Raw genomic sequence first — 20,343 nt, forward strand, 5'->3', positions numbered from 1 at the left:
TCAGTCGAACAAATAAAACAAATGATAATCCATCTATAGCAAAAATGGTAACGAGAAAGCGCTACAAAATAAGGGATATCTATAAATTAATTTGAAAAAGTATGTTATTTTAAAATTACTAAAAAAATTACATAAATACTTGCAATGGAATACAAGTACAGTTTAGCGAAATTACAAGATGACAAGGAAAACATAGAAGAATTAATTACACGCCAAAGTCAGCGTGTAGGCCCGGTCTTCCCTCAACATCTGGAACAGGAATTCTGGACAAAAAATCTGGAACGTGCCCGCAAACATGTCGAAAAATATGTTTGGGGTGGGGTATTGGCTTATTTTATTTTTCTGGTGGTGATGATCCCCACAGATTACTGGATTATCAGTAAAGAATATTTCGTGCATGATTTTGTGCTGTCTATGTTCGGGCTACTGAATGGCGGTATGTCATTAATTCTCTTTTATATGTTTTCCTGTTTACCCAAGATCAAGCGCTTTTTTCCGCAAGCTTCAATGCTGCTGGTATTCTGGATGCTGGTGTCGATTTCCTGTATCACGATGTTGGTTAAAACCCCAGCGTTACAACACCAGTCGATGGCAATCGTCACCATTATTTATATTCTGGGTTATATCCTGACCGGTATTAAGCCTGTACAGATGCTGGTCACCGGACTGGTCGCTGCAGCAACGACCATTATTGTATTATCAATCATGGCTATAGACTTTAATCCGCTGGTTTTTGGGCGAATTCTGATTGGGAGTTGCTTACTGGGTTATGTAATTAGTCATATGATTTTCGCGCGTGAGCGTGTGATTTTTTTATATAGTATCCGGGCCAGAATCAGTGAGCAGATCCAGCGTATTCATACCACTGAATTATTACATTTAAGCCAGTATGATGAACTGACCAAGATTTCCAATCGGAGAACCTTCGATGAAACGCTTGAAGTGTATTTTGAACGGGCCCGTCGTGAAGACACTGCCTTGGCGATTCTGTTTATCGATGTGGACTTTTTTAAAAACTATAATGATTTTTATGGGCATCAGAAAGGCGATGATGTTATTTCAACCATTGCCAGAACCATCAAGAATGCGATCCGTCATATGGACTTTGTGGCGCGTTATGGCGGGGAAGAGTTTGTTGTGTTATTGCCAGAAACAGATGCACATGGTGCTTATGCCGTAGCTTCAAATATTTTCAAGGCGATTGACCGTCTGGAAATTCCCCATGAAAAATCTTTGGTTGCGAAACATATTACCATCAGTTTAGGCATTACCGTCTATCGTGGTGAAACATATACTGATAAAGATATATTATTGGGAATTGCAGATCAGGCGTTGTATCGTGCCAAGCAGCTTGGGCGCAATCAGATTTATTATCAATCACTTCGTTCCGTCAACTCAGATACCGCCAATGGCTCGATGCTTTAAACATCAAGAACAACTATCCATAAAAAAACCGCTCATCAAGAGCGGTTTTTTAACAAAAACAAAACTTAGTTTTTGTCTTTCAGTTGTGGCACTGCAGATGCTGTACCCACTGCAAGCAAACCAGTTTCTGTATAGATGCCAAGTTTTGCGCGGGTATCGGTAATGTCCAGATTACGCATGGTCAACTGACCAATACGATCCATTGGAGAGAACATAGAATCACCTTTCTCCATGGTCAAGCGCTCAGCTTCATAAGTGAGATTAGGAGATTCAGTGTTCATGATGGTGTAATCATTACCACGACGCAGTTCTAAAGTCACAGTACCGGTCACGGCTTTAGCCACCCAACGCTGTGAAGTTTCACGCAACATCAGCGCTTGAGAATCGAACCAGCGGCCTTGGTACAACAAACGGCCTAAACGTAAACCGTTGATGCGGTATTGTTCGATGGTATCTTCGTTATGAATACCGGTCACAAGACGCTCGTAAGCAATATGAAGCAGCGCCATACCCGGAGCTTCATAAATACCGCGAGATTTTGCTTCGATAATACGGTTTTCGATTTGATCCGACATACCTAGACCATGACGGCCACCGATACGGTTTGCTTCAAGAATGAATTCAACTGGATCTTCGATACGTTGACCGTTGATCGCAACAGGGAAACCTTCTTCAAAAGTAATCGATACTTCTTCAGCTTTAACTTCTACGTCATCTTTCCAGAAGGCAACGCCCATGATTGGATCCACGATTTTGATGCCCGCATTCAGGTATTCAAGATCTTTGGCTTCATGGGTCGCACCCAACATGTTTGAATCTGTTGAGTAGGCTTTTTCTTTTGACATTTTATAGTCAAAACCGTTGTCGATCAGGAACTGCGACATTTCTGCACGGCCGCCAAGCTCATCGATAAAGGTTTGGTCTAGCCAAGGCTTGTAAATTTTAAGCGCAGGGTTGGTCAACAAACCATAACGGTAAAAACGTTCAATGTCGTTACCTTTGTAAGTAGAACCGTCACCCCAAATATTGACGTCATCTTCTTTCATGGCAGTGACAAGCATGGTACCTGTAACAGCACGACCAAGAGGAGTCGTATTAAAGTAAGGAACACCGCCAGTTGAAATGTGGAACGCGCCACATTGAATTGCAGCAATGCCTTCTAATGCAAGCTGTAAACGGCAGTCGATTAAGCGTGCTTTTACTGCGCCATAAGCTTCAGCTTTTTTTGGAATCGCATCGTAATCGTCTTCGTCTGGTTGACCCAAGTTCGCTGTGTAAGCATAAGGTTCAGCGCCTTTTTGTTTCATCCACAAAAGAGCAGCAGAAGTATCTAGACCACCAGAGAAGGCAATACCAACTTTTTTACCTACTGGGACATTCTGCAAGATAGTTGCATTATCAGACATTGTTCATCCTAATGATATGAAATAGGCACGCCAGAATTGGTGGCCTGAAAAAATACATATTGTCTCAATTGTATCATTAATTTATTTAGGTTTGCTTTAGAAAAGAAAAACTCGTTTTAAAATCTATATTCAATAGGCTTAAATAATCATAAATTGCACGATTTTGAGCAGAATCCTGCTAAAAAAGTAAAAATTCGCTATATTCAGCCGAATAAAGTTAAAAACTCAGATAAAACAGGAATAAATGCATGGCGACTCATATCCCACCCTTACCTAATTTAAATCCTAAAACCAAGAATGAAACGCTGGCACTGTTGCATGGGATTTATGCCGGTCTGATTGGTTTTAGTACACTGGTATTTTTATATCTGGAATATCAGCAAGCCAGTATTTCTACGCTGAGTTTAGGTATGGTGCTGCTGCTTTTAGGCGGCCTGGTATTTTTTAATATACAGGCCAGTATCAAGGTCAAACAGGGCAATGGTTCAGGACGGACTTTATCCAGAATTATGGCCATCCTGATGCTCCTGAGTTTTCCGATTGGTACAGTATTGGGCGTGATTGCATTATGGAAATCTAGCGCGCGACAATGGCAGGATTAATCCGCCAAATAGAAAGTGATCCTCTTCTAAAGATTGATATTTGTGCCTGAAAATGCTGAACTCCGGGTCATAAAAAGCCACTGAAAATCAGTTAAAGTAAGGGAATGACTTGCTCAGCCAAATATAATCAGGGATTTGTTATGACTACGACGCGCTATGCCAACATTTTAAAGCCACTGCATTTGGGTTTTACCACCATTAAGAACCGGGTGGTGATGGGGTCGATGCATACTGGCCTAGAAGATCGTTTTTATAATTATCCCAAACTGGCTGCGTATTTTGGTGAGCGTGCAAAGGGTGGCGTAGGTCTGCTGATTACGGGTGGAATATCGCCCAACCGTCAAGGCTGGTTGTTACCGGCGGGCGGTACCATGAATACTTTGGGGGACATTGCGCCGCATCGTTTGGTGACGCATGCAGTGCATAAGCATGGTGCCAAAATTCTGTTGCAGATTCTGCATGCCGGACGTTATGGCTATCAGCCTTTTGTGGTCTCGGCCAGCCCGATCAAGTCGCCGATTTCTCCCTTTAAACCACGTGAAATGTCAGATAAACAGATTCTGAATACCATTCAGGATTATGTGAAAACGGCCAGTATTGCCAAAAAAGCCGGCTATGATGGCGTAGAAATCATGGGTTCTGAAGGCTATTTGCTGAATCAGTTTTTAAGCCGGCATGTCAATCAGCGTGCTGACCGTTGGGGTGGCCCGATCGAAAACCGGATGCGTTTTGCCGTAGAAATTGTCAAAGCGATTCGTGAGGAAATTGGCGAAAAATTTATTATCTGTTTCCGCTTGTCGCTTCTGGATCTGGTACATGATGGCAATACCATGCAAGATGTGATTACCGTGGCTAAAGCTTTGGAAAAGGCGGGGATTACTTTACTCAATACCGGTATTGGCTGGCATGAAGCACGTATTCCCACCATTGTGACTTCTGTACCGCGTGCAGCTTTTGTCGATTATACCGCTGAAGTGAAAAAGCACGTGGCGGTGCCGGTCATTGCATCGAACCGGATCAATATGCCAGATACTGCTGAAGAAATTCTGGCTTCCGGCCAGGCAGACATGGTGCAGATGGCACGTCCATTCTTGGCAGATGCCTTCTGGGTCAATAAAACCGCGACCAATCGTGTTGATGAAATCAATACCTGTATTGCCTGTAATCAGGCCTGTCTGGATCATACCTTTAAAAACCAGCGCGCAACCTGTCTGGTCAATCCACGTGCCGGCTATGAAACCGAACTGGTCTATGTCAAAACCAAAAAAGCCAAAAGTATTGCAGTGGTCGGTGGTGGCGTTGCAGGGCTGTCTGCTGCCACAGTCGCAGCCAGTCGCGGGCATGATGTGACGCTGTTTGAGGCCAGTCATGAAGTGGGTGGACAGTTTAATCTGGCTAAAGTCATTCCGGGGAAAGAAGAGTTTCACGAAACGATTCGTTATTTTAAAGTCCAATTGGAAAAAACCGGCGTTGATGTGCGATTAAATACCCAAGTGAACCGTGAACAGCTGGAACGTGAAGGTTTTGATGAAGTCATTGTCGCGACTGGTGTCGTGCCGCGAGCGCTTAAGATCGAAGGCAGTCAGGCACCGCAAGTCTTGTCTTATGCAGAAGTACTACGCGGTGCGCCAGTCGGAGATCGTGTTGCGGTCATTGGTGCAGGCGGTATTGGTTTTGATGTGTCCGAGTTTTTGTTAAAGCCGCCGCATCAGGTACAGCCGCAACCTGTGAATGAATGGAAACGTGAATGGGGTGTAGACCCGAATCCAAATTATGTCAGTGAAGGCGGCATGCAAGGTGCAGAAATTGAAGCACCTATTCGTGAAATTTATTTATTACAACGTAAAAAGACACCGCTTGGCGCAGGCCTAGGCAAGACTTCAGGCTGGGTACATCGTGCCCAATTAAAAAAACATGCGGTGCGCATGTTGCGTGGTGTGCAATATAAATCTGTTACCGATGAAGGCTTATGGATTGAGGTGGATGGCCACGCTCAATTATTGCGTGTGGATAGTATTGTGGTGTGTGCAGGACAGGAGTCGGTAAAAGATTTGATACCACTTGCCGGGGAAAATACCTTGGCACAATATCATATTATTGGTGGGGCTAAACTGGCTGCCGAGCTGGATGCCAAGCGTGCCATTCGTGAAGGAGCCGAATTGGCCGCCAAATTGTAGGGATTTGATGAAACTATATGCAGTTAATCAGATTCACTGTAACTTTCACTTGTCAGTTACATAAAAGCGCCGTATTATTGCGCCCATGGAAGCGTGGCAGAGCGGTTTAATGCACCGGTCTTGAAAACCGACGAGGGTGTGAGTCCTCCGTGAGTTCGAATCTCACCGCTTCCGCCAAATTTTAAAAACCCCAATCGAAAGATTGGGGTTTTTTTATTGCTGATGAATTTTACAGAATGATTTAAAATAAACGGATCTTAAAGAGGTTCGATATTTAAAAAGTCGATAATTTATAAACAGATATTCTTCAATCGCATACTTCAATCTTAATCAGAGCCAGAGCAATTCTTTCCACATGCTGATAAGCAGGTTGCTCTAATTCTTCACCAAAAATATCCGGATCAATTTCCTCATAAGACCAGTGAATATTTTGATGCTGCTGCATCAGGTCTTGCAGATACTGTAAAAATCGATTGCCATTTCGTGTGATGGTAGCGCCGGTATATAAAAATAAACGGCCGCCTGAATTTAGCCTTTGCAGGCCTTGTTTTATAATTTTAAAAGATAATTCATTGCCATCGAGCTCATTACCTCCGTGTCGATATTGCCGTTGCTCAGGATCAATTAAATAAGGTGGATTGGCAAAAATTAGGTCAAACTGACCTTCAAGATTGGAAAATAAATTGCTTTGCACTGGAGAGATTGAAGCAAAACCCGAAAAATCAATGTTGAGCTGACTATAGAGCAAGGCTTTGGGGTTTAGATCTGCTACAAAGATTTCCTCATGATCCGGAAAGTATTTGGCGATACTGATGGCAGCAGCAGAGGTGCCACAGCATATTTCAGCAGCCCGTTTGAAAGGGCGAGGTTCGGTGGCTAGATATTGCTTGAGATGATAGACAAAGCGATAAGTATCGGGGCCAAAAAAAACAGCATCCTGTTGTGTGGTCGGAAAGGAAGAGTGAATAAAGAGTTCACCTTCCAGTGAAGCGACTCTGACCAGACTGGTGTATTGCTCATCCTGAACCTGTAGAAGTTGCTGTTTTGCCAGCAAGGAAAAAAGAACCGGATCAAGATCGGTTTTGCTAAATTCCAGATTCCAGCCAAATATATCCTGCAGGGTTATTTCCTGATTTTTCTCGTTTCTTTTACGATCTAAAATCCGTTGATGCGACAACGGGGTAATGGCTGTGAACTGATAGTTTTGTTGTTTTAAAAACGCTAGTAAAAAATGCAGAGCATGTTGCTGGTGATTCTGAATTTCTAAAATCTGGTTCATAAGCGTTGCTCTTTGGTTTATTTAAAATCAATACAAAGCTGGATAGACGTTGAATCCCATATAAGACCATGACCAGATCAGCCATTCGCGATGCGTTCATTCAATAGAAATGAATCAGCTTCATCTTCGCCTGAAATGCCAGAATTTTAAGTAAAAAACTGATGTGAATTGGTGTGATTTTTATAGCTGTTTTTAAAAAATTATCTTCTGATAAAGCTTCTGTCTGCTTTTATTCTCGATTCATAAAAAATGGCTATTCATCAAAGTGATTAATAGCCATGATGGGTGAGAGCCTTAAAACTTAGTGAGGCACTTCTGGTAAATCAAACCAGATCACTTGCGCATCATCGATGGCTTGAATCGCTGAGTCATCCAGAAAAGCAATTGCACCACCCGCCTCAACTCTATGTTCTGCAATCTGCACAGTGCCAGAAACTACATGAATATAATTGATCTGCTGGGTGGCCTGCACTTGCAAACTTTGACCTTGCTGAATTACCGCAGTTTTGACTTCAGCATTCTGACGAATATGCATCGGCGCATTGCCATTCGGTCCACAAATCAAATGCCACTGGTTGGGCTGCTCATGCGGATCCAGGCGAATTTGCTGATAATTCGGTTTGGCATCCTGTTCATTGGGAATAATCCAGATTTGCAGTAAATGTACCTGTTCATCACCCTGATTCATTTCACTATGGCGAATACCTGTTCCGGCACTCATGAGCTGCCATTCACCGGCAGCAATACCGCCATGATTGCCCATGCTGTCCTGATGAGTAATGGTGCCTTTCAGTACGCAGGTCAGGATTTCCATATTGTCATGGGGATGGGTTCCAAAACCCTGATGCCCATCGATTAAATCATCATTAATAACACGTAAGGCACTGATCCCCATATACTTGGGATCATACCAGTTACCAAATGAGAAGCTGTGCTTAGACTCCAGCCAGCCCATTTTTACATGACCACGATTTTCGCTAGGATGTAGAAAAGCCTTCATGATTTCATCTCGATCTTATTTTCAACTTGAGATCATCATACTGTTGTTTTAAGCTCAAAAAAATCTCAAATAGGCGACATATCATTGCATTTTTGCAACGATATATCAGCTTAAAATCAAGTCATAAAAAAGCCCACTGAAAAGCGGGCCATTTTATTCAAAGCATTTTACGGATCATTATTCTAAGAAACGAACAGTTACGCCAGATTTGACTTTACGGCCAAGATCATTGGCATCCCAGTTGGTCAGACGGATACAACCGTGTGAATAGGATTTAGAAATCATGGACGGATTCGGTGTGCCGTGAATACCAAATGATTTTTTGTTGAGACCAATCCAGACATTACCGACCGGGCCGTTTGGACCTGGTGGTAGAGACAGTGGTTTGGTGTTTTTACCTTGAACAAAGTTACTTGGCGAGTAGCTATACCAAGGATTTGGTGCAACGCCGGTGATTTTATAAGTGCCCGTTGGTGAAGGCGTACTGGTATTGCCGATACTGGCAGGGAATGAGCCGATCATTTGATTTTTACTGTTAAATAAGTACAGTTGTTTGGCACCTTTATGTGCAACAATCAAGTGAATACCTTCTGGTAGCTCATTACGAACATTGGTCACCAGAATCTTTTGGCCGACTTTGTTAAAATTAGCACCTGGATTCAACTTCTTCAGGAAGTTTTCATCCATATGGAACTTTTCACTGAGCATTTCAGATGCGCTGGTGTAGTACAAACCTTTCATTTTCGCCTGTAGCGCATAATCTGAAGGAATCGATTTGGCAAATGGCCCGGCCAGATCTTTTTCAGTGATGGTGTATTCTACAAAGGTCGGCTTGGAACCCTGACGTGCCACCAGTTTGTCCCAGGTTTCCTGCGTCAGTACGCCATTTGGCTTGATGCCATTCATTTGCTGGAAAGACGCAATTGCTTTCAGTGTGTTCTTGCCGCTGGTACCATCAATCGCACCCGGTGAAGCGTGAGCATTGTTGAGCATGACATGTGCACGTGCGTAGACCGGAAATTGACCTGCACCAATGTTTTCATACCACTGGGCATTGTTTAAGCCGTCTAAAGTCCACGAAGCTTTGGTCGCAGCAGAGTTCGTCGGGGCCTTGGTATTTGGTGCTGCACCAATGTCGGCAGATTGATCTTCGGTATCTTGTAGCTCATTCAGTGCTTCAGAGGCCTGATTTAAGTCTTGTTGTTCTTGCGCCGTAATTTTGGCTTCAGCCGGTGCTTGGGCGGCTGAAGCTTCAGTCGCGAGTGGATCAATAGGATCCTGGACTGAAACATCGGTAACAACTTGCGGGTTCAATGGTTGTTCAGCAGTAGACGCAGCAAAAACAGTACCTGCGAAAATGCAACCTAAACTCACAGCGAGCATTGTGCGAACGAACATGTAAATCAACCTTAAAATTATTTCTTTAAAAATGTGAAAAAACACTATAAGTATTACAGAAAAAATGTGGAGATGCAGTAGTTGTTTTGTGTAAAACATCACATTTGGCCGCTTAAGCTGATCGGTTTTTAAAGTCAGCAGAAGTTATTAAAAATACAACCTTTTTGTTATGATATGGCGAATATCAAAGATAGATAGGAAAGTAAATGACGACCTTAAAAAATGATCGTTTTCTGCGCGCCTTGTTGCGTGAACCTGTAGATGCCACTCCGGTATGGATGATGCGTCAGGCGGGCCGTTATTTACCAGAATATCGCGCAACGCGTGCTCAGGCAGGAGATTTCCTTTCTCTTTGCAAAAATACTGAACTGGCCTGTGAAGTGACCTTACAGCCTTTACGCCGTTATGATCTGGACGCCGCGATTTTGTTCTCTGACATTTTGACAGTGCCTGATGCTTTAGGTTTAGGATTGTATTTTGAAGTGGGTGAAGGGCCTAAATTTCATAAAACAGTCCGTACCGAGCAGGATGTCGCAAATCTGCCAGCCTTTAATGCAAAATCGGATCTGGATTATGTGATGAATGCAGTGTCGACCATTCGTTCAGCCTTGGGTGGCCAGGTTCCTCTGATCGGTTTCTCTGGCAGTCCGTGGACCTTGGCGACTTATATGGTAGAAGGCGGTTCAAGCAAAGATTTCCGCTTCACCAAAAATATGATGTATGCACAGCCTGAAGTGCTGCATGCTTTGCTGGAACGTCTAGCCGATGCCGTGATTGATTATCTGAATGCGCAGATTGATGCAGGTGCACAAGCGGTACAGATTTTTGATAGTTGGGGCGGCGCACTGGCACATCGTGAATATATTGAATTCTCGCTCAACTATATGAAGAAGATTGTTACTGGCTTGCACCGTGAAAAAGATGGCCGCAAGATTCCAGTAATTCTGTTTACCAAAGGTGGCGGTCAGTGGTTGGAACCGATGATCGCTACAGGCGCAGATGCCTTTGGTCTGGACTGGACCACACCACTGGATGTAGCACGTCAAACCGTTGCGGGTCGTGCTGCGCTTCAGGGTAACCTCGACCCTGCGACCTTATATGGTTCATCGGAAACTATTATTAAGGCGACCAAAGCCATGCTGGATGATGCTTATGCCAATGGTGAAAAAACCGGTTATGTAGCAAACCTCGGCCACGGCATTACCCAGTGGGTCGATCCAGCCAATCCAAAAGCCTTTATTGATACCGTACATGAGTATAGTGCTAAATATCTTTAGGATTTAAACCTTGATCGATCTATTCAAATCAGGGTTTGAATTTACCTATAAGGCAGCTTCGGCTGCCTTATTTGGGATTCTACTCCTGCTGGCGTTTGCACTCACTGCTGCCATGGGCAGTGATCTGTTTTACGGTTTTTACCGTTATGACTATCTGTTATTTTTTGCCCTGCTCATTCAGGTGCTGCTGCTTTATACCAAACTGGAATCCTGGGCCGAAGCCAAAGTGATTGCGCTGTTTCATCTCATGGCCATGGTGATGGAAATCTTTCTGACCCATCCTGCGATTGCCTCCTGGTATTATCCACAACCGGCAATCTTTAAAATTATGACCGTGCCTTTATTTGCCGGTTTTATGTATTCTGCGGTCGGCAGTTTTTTTGCGCGTTCCTTGCGTTTATATCAGGTCTCATTTGAAAAGTTGCCAGGCTTTCGCCATATGTTGCTGCTGGCGGTGTTGTCTTATATCAACTTTATGAGCAAGTTTTTTATTCCTGACTATCGCATGCTTTTATTTGTCTGGAGCGTGCTGATGTTCTGGAAAACTAAAATTCGTTTTCAGTTGAATCAGCACGCTTTTCAGTTGCCAATGTTACCGATCTTGCTGCTGCTGGCCTTTATCATCTGGATTGCCGAGAACATCAGTACCTTTTATCAGATCTGGCTCTATCCAAGTCAGATTGAACAATGGCATATGGTGGGCTGGGGCAAACTCGGGTCCTGGTATTTGTTGTTATTGCTGAGTCTGGTCTTGGTACTGAAGATTTTAGGGCAGCGCAATTTACATGGCGACTGGACGCTGAAAGAGTAATGGAATTATTCAGGTTATGTTTATGTAAAGCATGCATTTTTTCGATTGCGCCAAACCTGACTTATCGCTACTCTGCTGAGTGTGTAAGTCAAATTACATAATGAGAGTAATAACAAAGATTGCATGAGAATAACTGGAGAATAAGTATGTTGAAAAAAATTATGCTGGCGGCAGTATTAGCGACTGGTTCAAGTATGGCAATGGCTGACCGAGATGTCGGCTGTGGTATCGGAAGTCAGGTGTGGGCCGGTCAGACTGGTATTATTCCTAAACTTTTAGCAGGTACCACCAACGTTCTTTTCACGAATCAATGGCTCGGGATCACGTTTGGTACTTTAGGTTGTAGCCAGGGTGGCACAGTCACCGCTCAAGTGGTGACTTTTACCAATGAAAATGCTGAAGCACTGGCGCGTGATATGGCAGTGGGTGAAGGTGAAAGCCTGAATGTTCTGGCTGAACTTCTGAATATAAAATCTGAAGACAAAGGCCATTTTTTTAACATTTCCAAGCAGAATTTTTCTGAAATCTATTCCGAACAAAACCAGAATACCCTTCAAGTTCTGAGTTCATTACAAACAGTGATGGCCAAAGATGAAGTATTGAAATCTTATATCTGATCCGCACTTTGAAAACCCTGCTGCTCTGGCAGGGTTTTTCTTATGACTCAAAGAAATTGACGAGAATAAGTTAACTGAATGAAATATGCGTTCTTCATGTTGGGTCTGGTCTTCAGTCCCTTAAGTTTTGCAAACGAAATTAATCCGGATATCCAGCATTATCTCGATCAGGCCAAAAGCAAACGTCTGGATCAGAGCACCACCTGGCAGCGTTTGATGTATGCCAATTCTAAAGGCCACAGCGAGGTCGATTATTCAGGCTATTTTCTGACAGAGCAGGGAAAGACTGATCTCAAAAAAGAAATACAGCATAATATTCAGGCCTTATTTGGCAGTGCAGAACCGAATCAGTCCATCCGTTGTAAGTTTCCGGCCCGAAGCAGCTGGTTAATGCAGCAGCTGGATATTTCCGAACAGCAATTGCCTGAAGTGAGTTGTCCGGATTTTGATCAATGGATTGCTGAGGTCAAGCCCTATCAGGCCACGCTGATTTATGCCACAGATTTTATGGGTAATCCCAGTTCGATGTTCGGGCATACCTTGTTGCGTCTAGATCCCAAAGATCAACAGCAGCTCAACCTGATTTCCTATGCCGTCAACTATGCCGCAACCGTCGATAGCAATGACAATTGGTCATTTGCCTGGAAAGGGCTGACCGGACAATATCCGGGTGAATATTCCCTGATGCCATATTATCGCAAGGTCAAAGAATATGGCGACTTTGAAAGCCGGGATTTATGGGAATATGAATTAAATTTAACGCCGCAAGAGACCCGGTTTCTGGTGCAGCATCTTTGGGAAATGCAAAAGGTGAGTTTCCCTTATTATTTTATCAATGATAATTGTGCTTATCGCCTGCTGGGGCTATTCGATCTGGTGCGTCCTGAGTTGAATCTACAAAAACAGTTTAATTCGACTGCCATTCCGATCGAAACCTTGAAAGTGGTAGAACAGCAGGGCTTGATCAAACAGAAAGTTTATCGTCCTGCCCTGGAAACACAGTTGCTGGCTCAATCTAGACAGCATGGCAAAGCTTTGGCAAAAAAGGCTCATCAGCTGGCTTATGCAGAAACAGGTACCATGCCTTCAATGTTGCAAACTTATCCGGCAGAGGATCAGGCCAAAGTGCTGGAAATGGCCTATGATCATCTATATCTGGATTTTCTCAGACAGAAAGTAGATGAGTCCTTTGCCCAGCCACGTTTTCGCAAGTTATTGGGCTTAAGAAGTCAGCTGGCTATCGAGAAACAGCGTCAAGCACCTGAGCGTCCGAAAACAGATCCAGTACAAAGTCATCATGCACGAAATATCAGTTTTGAGGCCGGACAGGTTCAGGGTGAATCCTTTGTTCAGCTTGGGCATCGGTATGCCTATCATGATTTAATCGATCCACAGGGTGGTTTGCGTACCGGCACACAACTGCTGTTTCTGGATGGGGCATTACAATATCGTAATAGTGAACTCAAACTGGAACATCTGGATTTACTGGCCGTCAATTCCTATAACCCGATTAATCCATTTAATACGCCCTTATCTTGGGGTTTTAATCTGGGCTGGACACAGGAAGCCTTAGACCGTCATGGCCAGTTTAGCGAAGAGCAACAGCATGGCATCGCCGGTTTTAAGACCCAAGCGGGCTATAGTTGGGCAAATGCGAGCCGCGAACATTTGTGCTATGCACAAATGCAAACTCACCTTCAGGCGGGAAAGGCACTCGATCAGGGCTGGCGCGTAGGAGCAGGGCCAACTTTGGGCTGTCAAAATATCTGGACTGATCAGATCAACAGTCTGGTGCAAGTGGAACTGCCTTATTGGGAAGATTCGCATCACTGGCATCTGAAGCTAAATACCCAATTGCAATATGCCTTTACTGCACAGAATGCAGTTCGATTGTCTTGGGAATATCAGCAACAACAGGCGAAAGACTGGGATCAATGGAGTTTGGGCCTGATCCGTTATTTTTAAACGGCTTACATATTTTAAGGGCTAGTTTACGAAACTTTTCCTGTGAATCATCGATCAGTATAATTGGAATAATCTTGTCGATATTTTAGTTAATGTACCCGAATTTTGTTATATTTGTCACATAATGTTAGTGCAAATTGCAGTGTTTTGGGGAATGGGTCGTATGAATAATGAATGCATGGCAATGCTGGCCGAACAATGGAAGCAGATCTGTCAGAATTATTCAGCAGATGATCTATTGCATGCATTTCATTTTGTTCAGGAACATTCGGTTATTCTGGTCGAAGAATTCTATAAGAATATGCTCTTAGAAAAAGAATCGGCCCAGTTCCTGACCGACCAGATGGTTCAGCAGCGTTTGCGTAATACCCTGATTCAATGGCTGTCAGAAAGTTTTAGCGTACCGATCAACAAGAGTTATGTGCAAGCCGTACAAAAGCAGGCGATGGTTGGACATGTACATGCCCGGGTCGGTATACCTTCCTGGTTAATCATGCGTGGTGTTCGCGAAATTGAACGCAAGGTTTTTGAACTGTTGCAAGCATCTTCTCAAAACAGCATGTTGACCGCCTGCAGTTATATTGTGCAAATCATGGGCTTTGCCACAGAAATCATGTGCCGTTCTTATGAAGCCAAAACAGCCATGAATCAGGAAATCAAACACAGTTACCGTGTTTTTTCAGCCATGCAGGATGTAGCGGTACAAAAAGACAAACAGCGCAGCTCATTGCTGGACTGGGAAAATGAACTGATGTTTAAGGTCTTTTCGAGCCCTGACAATTTAAAGCATCCGATGTTGTCCAAATCCGAGTTCGGTTTATGGTTTATCCATAAAGCCTCTTATGCTTTTACCGGTTCGGACCAGGTCGATTTAATCATTGAGCGGATTTATCAGATTGATGCAATTAATCAGACCATCATGGATTGTACGGATAAAAATAATGTCTTGGGACTGATTCAACAAATCCGTGACTTAAACCGTGAAATTCAACTGCTGGTCGATCAGTTATTTCAGGTTGCGGAATATATTGAATCAGGCAATGATTCATTGACCCAGTTGTTAAATCGCCGTTATTTAAATACGGTGATTTCCCGTGAAATCACTTTTTCCCGTAAAAATCATACACCTTTGTCTTTACTTGCGATGGATGCCGATTTCTTTAAAAGTATCAATGATAAATTTGGACATGCCGCAGGTGATCTGGCACTTAAATTTATTGCCGAAGCGCTGCAAAAATACAGTCAGGGCAGTGATTATGCCTTCCGGGTCGGTGGGGAAGAATTCTTATTGTTGCTGGTCGATACAGATAAACAACGTGCCTTAAGTATTGCCGAAAGTATTCGTAAATATGTTGAAAATGGCATGATTAAAACCGCGCAAGGACAACAGTTTAAAATCACGATCAGTATTGGATGTACGCTCTATGACGGGCATCCGGATTATCAGCGATTTTTGGATGCTGCGGATGCCGCACTGTATATGGCGAAAAATACCGGTCGTAACCGGGTCTATATGGCACAGTCGCCCTCAAATCCGGTAGGGCAGCAATGATCCAGCTAGCTTAAAAGTTTTATTCCTCTGCCGTATGTTGCTGGATAAATTCCTGAAATTTTCGCTTTTGCTGAATATAGTCTGGATGGTTTTTCGCATCATTCCATTTTTGTTTAAAAATGTTGGCGGCCGCTGCTTTGACCGGATCTTCGTGGCTGCGTGGCAATTCTGAACGGCCATGTGCGCCGCTTAAGCCTTTCTTATCTTCCGGAACTGGCCCATCATATTTTTTACCACCTTTATGGTTGGCGTAACGGCGGGCACGGGTATAACCCATCTGTAAAAACTTGCGTGCCATGTCCGCACCGATAAAATCATCTTGTTTTAAATAAGCTAGGAATAGCTGATAAATTTTGTCACTGCTGGCTTGGGCTTTTTCTTCATCCGCAAAGCGCCAGTGCGGCAGAATTTCAGATTTATAAGGCTCCACCAATAATACGCCTTGTTCTCCTCGGCCAATTCGGTACAACTCGGGCCGTTTGCGAAAATTAATCTTTTCGAAGTCCAGAGAATAATCAAAACTATTCGACACCACCCGTGACTGACGTTTTGGCGGCGGATTTTTGGCTGCTGGACTCATATCTTTGCCTTATATTTAGAAGGGTCGGTATCACTCAATAAAGAACACACTAAAAAATATAAAATAATTCTACTGATCTACTCACCCGAGATCAGGATCAAGAAAAGCCCCAGTCATGGGGCTTGGATTTTACTTTGACTTTTTCGAACTGGTCCTCGAGGTTTTGGCTTTATCAGACTTGCTCTTGGACGAAGTGCTTGACTGCTTTTTGGCCGGTGCTGATTTTTTTGAAGAAGATTTTTTCGTCTTGCTGTCTTCATCTTTGCTCTTATTGCTGCTTTTCGCTTTAGCCGGTTTTTTCGCTGAAGATGTTTTCAGGTCTTTGGCTTTATCGCTGCCTTTAGAACTCGCACTTTTCTTCGCCTTTACTTTTTCATCTTTACTGGCATTCTCTTTTTTAGAAGATGCTGCTTTAGATTTAGTACTTTCAGCTTTTTTGCTGACTTTGCGATCGCTGTCCTTGTCACTGCTTTTGTTCGACTTCTTCAGTTTTTCATCTTGCGTCTTTTTAGCAGTTTTTGCAGATTTCTTGCTGTCTTTGTCCTGATTGTTTTTGCTATTCGCCATGGTCATTTTCCTTGTCATTAAAAATCAAGCAGAAAGATATAAAGCTGTTTGCTGTATATCAACGTCAATTTACTTTAAGCGAGGACTAACTGGATTAAAACTTTATCATGTATCTAAATGTAGGCTTGTTGCAAAGATAAGCAGCAATTGTTTAGCTGCAAGTATAACGAATGCAAATTTGGTCAACAGCAGCTGTGATATCGATATTCTCTGACCAGAGCAGTTTATAAGAAATTAAAAAAACCCCGAATGATCGAGGCTTTAAATAATTGGCTTTTAAGGCTTAGTAGCTTTCTGGCACTGCACTTAAAAACTCACGGCGGGTTTCTTTATCAGTTTTAAAATCACCAATAAAAGAGACTGTACGTGTGGTCGATTCCTGTTTGCCCACACCACGCATCATCATGCACATATGTGCAGAATCAATCATCACGGCGACACCACGTGCTTTGGTGATTTCCGCCACTGCTTCTGCAATTTGCTGGGTCAAGTTTTCCTGGATTTGCAAACGACGCGCAAACATTTCAGTAATACGGGCAAATTTGGACAGGCCCAAGACATGACCTTCTGGTAAATAGGCGATATGGACACGGCCATAAAATGGTAATAAATGATGTTCACATAAGGAATAGAATTCGATGTTTTTGACCAGCACCATTTCACGGTTGTCGGAAGGAAAGACCGCTTTGTTGGTGACTTCTTCAAGTGTCTGACTATAACCCGAGGTTAAATATGAAAATGCTTTGGCAGCACGCACAGGCGTATCTTTGAGACCAGGGCGATTGAGATCTTCGCCAACGGCAGTAAGAATGTTTGCGTAGGATTGCTGCATAGTCATATGACGTATTCACTTAAACTGAGAATGAACAAGGACGGCATTGTAGCAGAAAACTTTTACAATGCCTTGTTTTGAGGCGAAAACCGGTTACTGTTTAAACTTTGGATTCTTTTCTGCACGTTTTAGCAGAACCAGAACTGCACCAGTACCGCCTTGTTTTTCAGGGGCACTGACAAAGGCCAAAACATCGCGATGCTGACGCAGCCAACCATTCACATAGGTTTTTAAAATCGCTTCCGGGCCTTTACCGTGTACGATCTTAATCACGTTCTGGTTTTCATCTTTGGCGATCTGGATAATTTGTAGCACCGCCTGACGCGCTTCTTCCACGGTACAGCCATGCAGATCCACAGCTTCAAACCAGCGTAAATTGCCGGCTTTTAAGTCTTCAAACACTTTATGCTGCAAGGTGGCAATGCGATAGCTCAAGTTGGCCTGACTCCCGACAGGATTGAGCATGGCCTGCGTGTCCGATAATGCCATGGCATCTGTTTCCATCGGGCCAGTCGCCGCTGCACGCTTTGCCAGGACTTGTGCATCCGGTTTTTTCTTGCGCGGTTTGTCCAATTGAACGGTATTTCCCGATTCAATTTTTTGCACGCCCTGCATTTGTTTGCGGAATAATTCCAGTTCTTCTAAAGCTTCTTGCTCGACAGTCTTTTCAACGGGTGCAGCAACAACCGCAGGGCTATGCGGCTGTGTAATTTGCTTCTTAAAAGATTTCAGCAGGTTGTACTGATCTTTAGATAATGAAGAATCGTGTTTACTCATAATGTAAAAACAAGGAAGATGCGGAATTTAACAGAATTATAGTCTGAAAATAGATAAAGGAGAAATGAATTGCTTGCATGGCATGTCTCGGTATTTATGAATTCACATGATGCTATTTCTTTTCTTATCAATCCTGAAAATAAAAAAGCCCAATCCTGAGATTGGGCTTGGTCTAAGTATTAAACTAGTCAATAGTTAAACCGATTCAGGCTCACCAAACAGGTTACGGAATGCATGATCAGGTCGAGGCTGTTTCATAAAACTTTCACCGACCAGAAAGGCATGAATATCATGCTGTTGCATCATCGCCACATCGGCAGGGGTAGCAATACCACTTTCAGTGACTAACAGGCGAGAGGGATCGAGTAAGTTCTTTAAACGAATCGAGGTATCTAAATCGACATCGAAGGTTTTTAAATTACGGTTATTCACACCCAGCAAGCAGCGATCTGAAAGTTTCAGCGCACGTTCCAGTTCAGCTTCATCATGTACTTCAACTAAAACATCTAAATTATGCTCAAAAGCAGTCTTCGACATTTCTTCCAGTTGCTGATCTGACAGACATGCCACAATCAGTAAAATACAATCTGCATCTAAGGCACGTGCTTCAATGACTCCATAAGGATCGATCAGGAAATCTTTGCGCAGCGCCGGCAGGTCACAATGCGAACGGGCAATCTGAATATTTTCATCTGCACCCTGAAAAAAGTCCACATCGGTCAGGACAGATAAACATGCGGCACCCGCATCTTGATACTGTGCTGCAATTTCTGCAGGATTAAAATTCTCACGAATAATCCCCTTAGATGGTGAGGCTTTCTTGATTTCAGCAATTACACCCGGACGTTTTGACATTAAAGACTGGGCAAAACCACGCACAGCTGATGCAACTTGAGCCAGCTCTTCCAGATCTTTATAGCTTTTCTGCTTTAAACGTAGAGCAAATTCTTCCGTTTTACGGTCAACAATCTTGCCTAAAATTGTATTTGCGATATCCACCATGATCAAAATTCCTGACCGAATTAAGCTTCGTATTGTTTAATGGTTTTGGTAAATTCAGACAGCACACTCATTTTCTCCAGAGCCTGGCCGCCATAAATAATGTCATGTGCCAATGCAACACCATGTTTATAGCTGCTGGTCAAACCGGAAACATAAATACCTGCACCGGCATTCAGGGCAATCATATTGGCCGCTTTATCACCGATCTCTGATTTTTTCTTGCCCAATGCATCCTTGATTAATGCCAGACTCTGTGCAGAATCTTCTACAATTAAACCAGTCAAGGTTTGAGATTCGATATTAACCAATTCAGGGGTAATTTCCCATTCAGTCACTTCGCCATTTTTTAGCTCAGCCACATACGTTGCAGATGCAAGACTGATCTCATCCAGCCCGTCGCGAGAATGCACCACCATCACATGTTCAGCACCGAGCTGTTTCATCACTTCTGCAATCGGACGACACAGTTCATTGGAAAACACGCCAATGACTAAGCGATTGACGCCGGCCGGATTGGTCAGCGGGCCAAGTAAATTGAAAATGCTGCGAATACCCAATTCTTTACGCGGGCCGATTGCATATTTCATGGCTGTATGATGATTCGGTGCGAACAGAAATCCGACCCCCACATCACGGATACAACGCTCGGTTTGCTGCATATTCAGGTCAAGATTAATCCCAGCCTGTTCCAGTAAATCTGACGAGCCTGATTTGGTTGAAACGCCACGGTTGCCATGTTTAGCAATGGTTGCGCCTGCTGCTGCGATCACAAATGCAGACGCGGTAGAGACGTTAAACAGGTTTTGACCATCACCGCCTGTACCGACAATATCGACTAAATAGGGAATATCGCTGACATCAATTTTGGTAGCCAGTTCACGCATGACCCGTGCGGCTGCGGTAATTTCATCAATGCTTTCGCCTTTAAGGCGCAAACCCATCAGCAGGGCACCAATCTGGGCATCAGTGGTTTCACCTGACATGATGGCACGCATCACGTCTTGCATTTGATCCTGAGTCAGGTGAATGTTTTTGGTAATATTGTTTAAAGCTTGTTGAATATTCATAAGATGTTC

The 20,343-nt window shown here is 43.5% G+C and carries 18 protein-coding genes and 1 tRNA gene; 9 read left to right on the plus strand and 10 right to left on the minus strand.

The features are described 5' to 3' along the window. The first annotated feature begins 144 nt into the window (after window positions 1–144). The gene (locus tag FTV29_RS05125) at window positions 145–1,425 is read left to right on the plus strand and encodes a diguanylate cyclase (protein ID WP_100328772.1); all 1,281 of its coding nucleotides are present in this window, start codon (window positions 145–147) and stop codon (window positions 1,423–1,425) included. Window positions 1,426–1,490: 65 nt separating this feature from the next. On the opposite strand, the gene argG is transcribed toward FTV29_RS05125, so the two are convergent. Continuing rightward, entirely contained in the window at window positions 1,491–2,831 is a 1,341-nt protein-coding gene (argG, locus tag FTV29_RS05130; protein ID WP_100328771.1) for an argininosuccinate synthase, read from the minus strand. 248 nt (window positions 2,832–3,079) lie between these two features. Here argG and FTV29_RS05135 point away from each other — a divergent pair, with 248 nt between their 5' ends. From FTV29_RS05135 to FTV29_RS05145, 3 genes are all read left to right on the plus strand, one after another. Beyond that, window positions 3,080–3,433, plus strand: coding sequence for a hypothetical protein (locus tag FTV29_RS05135; protein ID WP_100534377.1), 354 nt, complete (start codon window positions 3,080–3,082; stop codon window positions 3,431–3,433). Window positions 3,434–3,573: 140 nt separating this feature from the next. Beyond that, window positions 3,574–5,610 (plus strand): NADPH-dependent 2,4-dienoyl-CoA reductase, encoded by a 2,037-nt coding sequence (locus FTV29_RS05140; RefSeq protein ID WP_180075206.1) that lies wholly within the window; start codon window positions 3,574–3,576, stop codon window positions 5,608–5,610. 87 nt (window positions 5,611–5,697) lie between these two features. After that, window positions 5,698–5,787 (plus strand) — tRNA-Ser (locus tag FTV29_RS05145). Window positions 5,788–5,917: 130 nt separating this feature from the next. Here the strand turns inward: FTV29_RS05145 and FTV29_RS05150 are convergent. The 3 genes from FTV29_RS05150 to FTV29_RS05160 form a co-directional block, all read right to left on the minus strand. Then, window positions 5,918–6,889: a class I SAM-dependent methyltransferase gene (locus FTV29_RS05150; RefSeq protein ID WP_005096395.1), complete on the minus strand. Its 972-nt coding sequence runs from the start codon at window positions 6,887–6,889 to the stop codon at window positions 5,918–5,920. A gap of 301 nt (window positions 6,890–7,190) precedes the next feature. Next, complete coding sequence (locus tag FTV29_RS05155) at window positions 7,191–7,889, minus strand: pirin-like bicupin family protein (protein ID WP_159138023.1); 699 nt, start codon at window positions 7,887–7,889, stop codon at window positions 7,191–7,193. Window positions 7,890–8,066: 177 nt separating this feature from the next. Beyond that, window positions 8,067–9,287, minus strand: coding sequence for a L,D-transpeptidase family protein (locus tag FTV29_RS05160; protein WP_005171817.1), 1,221 nt, complete (start codon window positions 9,285–9,287; stop codon window positions 8,067–8,069). 206 nt (window positions 9,288–9,493) lie between these two features. Between FTV29_RS05160 and hemE the strand changes: the two genes are divergently transcribed. The 5 genes from hemE (at window position 9,494) to FTV29_RS05185 (ending at window position 15,509) form a co-directional block, all read left to right on the plus strand. Next, window positions 9,494–10,564 (plus strand): uroporphyrinogen decarboxylase, encoded by a 1,071-nt coding sequence (gene hemE / locus FTV29_RS05165; protein ID WP_005096398.1) that lies wholly within the window; start codon window positions 9,494–9,496, stop codon window positions 10,562–10,564. 10 nt (window positions 10,565–10,574) lie between these two features. Further along, window positions 10,575–11,375, plus strand: coding sequence for a DUF817 family protein (locus FTV29_RS05170; RefSeq protein ID WP_005096399.1), 801 nt, complete (start codon window positions 10,575–10,577; stop codon window positions 11,373–11,375). Between the two features lie 146 nt (window positions 11,376–11,521). After that, window positions 11,522–11,992, plus strand: coding sequence for a DUF3015 family protein (locus FTV29_RS05175; RefSeq protein WP_005096400.1), 471 nt, complete (start codon window positions 11,522–11,524; stop codon window positions 11,990–11,992). A gap of 78 nt (window positions 11,993–12,070) precedes the next feature. Then, window positions 12,071–13,957 (plus strand): DUF4105 domain-containing protein, encoded by a 1,887-nt coding sequence (locus tag FTV29_RS05180; RefSeq protein WP_180075207.1) that lies wholly within the window; start codon window positions 12,071–12,073, stop codon window positions 13,955–13,957. A gap of 163 nt (window positions 13,958–14,120) precedes the next feature. Next, window positions 14,121–15,509, plus strand: a complete 1,389-nt coding sequence (locus tag FTV29_RS05185) for a diguanylate cyclase (RefSeq protein ID WP_034609070.1) — start codon at window positions 14,121–14,123, stop codon at window positions 15,507–15,509. A gap of 19 nt (window positions 15,510–15,528) precedes the next feature. Here the strand turns inward: FTV29_RS05185 and FTV29_RS05190 are convergent, their stop codons facing one another. The 6 genes from FTV29_RS05190 to trpD form a co-directional block, all read right to left on the minus strand. Next, the gene (locus tag FTV29_RS05190) at window positions 15,529–16,089 is read right to left on the minus strand and encodes a DUF4385 domain-containing protein (RefSeq protein ID WP_100357216.1); all 561 of its coding nucleotides are present in this window, start codon (window positions 16,087–16,089) and stop codon (window positions 15,529–15,531) included. Window positions 16,090–16,218: 129 nt separating this feature from the next. After that, complete coding sequence (locus tag FTV29_RS05195; protein WP_159138019.1) at window positions 16,219–16,656, minus strand: hypothetical protein; 438 nt, start codon at window positions 16,654–16,656, stop codon at window positions 16,219–16,221. Between the two features lie 283 nt (window positions 16,657–16,939). After that, a complete protein-coding gene (gene folE / locus FTV29_RS05200) occupies window positions 16,940–17,488 on the minus strand; it encodes a GTP cyclohydrolase I FolE (RefSeq protein ID WP_005096407.1) in 549 nt (182 codons plus the stop codon). A 93-nt stretch (window positions 17,489–17,581) separates the two neighbouring features. Next, window positions 17,582–18,265, minus strand: a complete 684-nt coding sequence (locus tag FTV29_RS05205) for a Smr/MutS family protein (protein ID WP_005096408.1) — start codon at window positions 18,263–18,265, stop codon at window positions 17,582–17,584. Window positions 18,266–18,460: 195 nt separating this feature from the next. Beyond that, window positions 18,461–19,267 (minus strand): indole-3-glycerol phosphate synthase TrpC, encoded by an 807-nt coding sequence (trpC, locus tag FTV29_RS05210; protein ID WP_159138018.1) that lies wholly within the window; start codon window positions 19,265–19,267, stop codon window positions 18,461–18,463. A gap of 20 nt (window positions 19,268–19,287) precedes the next feature. Further along, on the minus strand, window positions 19,288–20,334 hold the full coding sequence (trpD, locus tag FTV29_RS05215) for an anthranilate phosphoribosyltransferase (RefSeq protein WP_005096410.1): 1,047 nt from the start codon (window positions 20,332–20,334) through the stop codon (window positions 19,288–19,290). Window positions 20,335–20,343 lie beyond the last annotated feature (9 nt).

This window comes from Acinetobacter sp. YH12254 (genome assembly GCF_013417415.1).
GTDB lineage: Bacteria > Pseudomonadota > Gammaproteobacteria > Pseudomonadales > Moraxellaceae > Acinetobacter > Acinetobacter pseudolwoffii.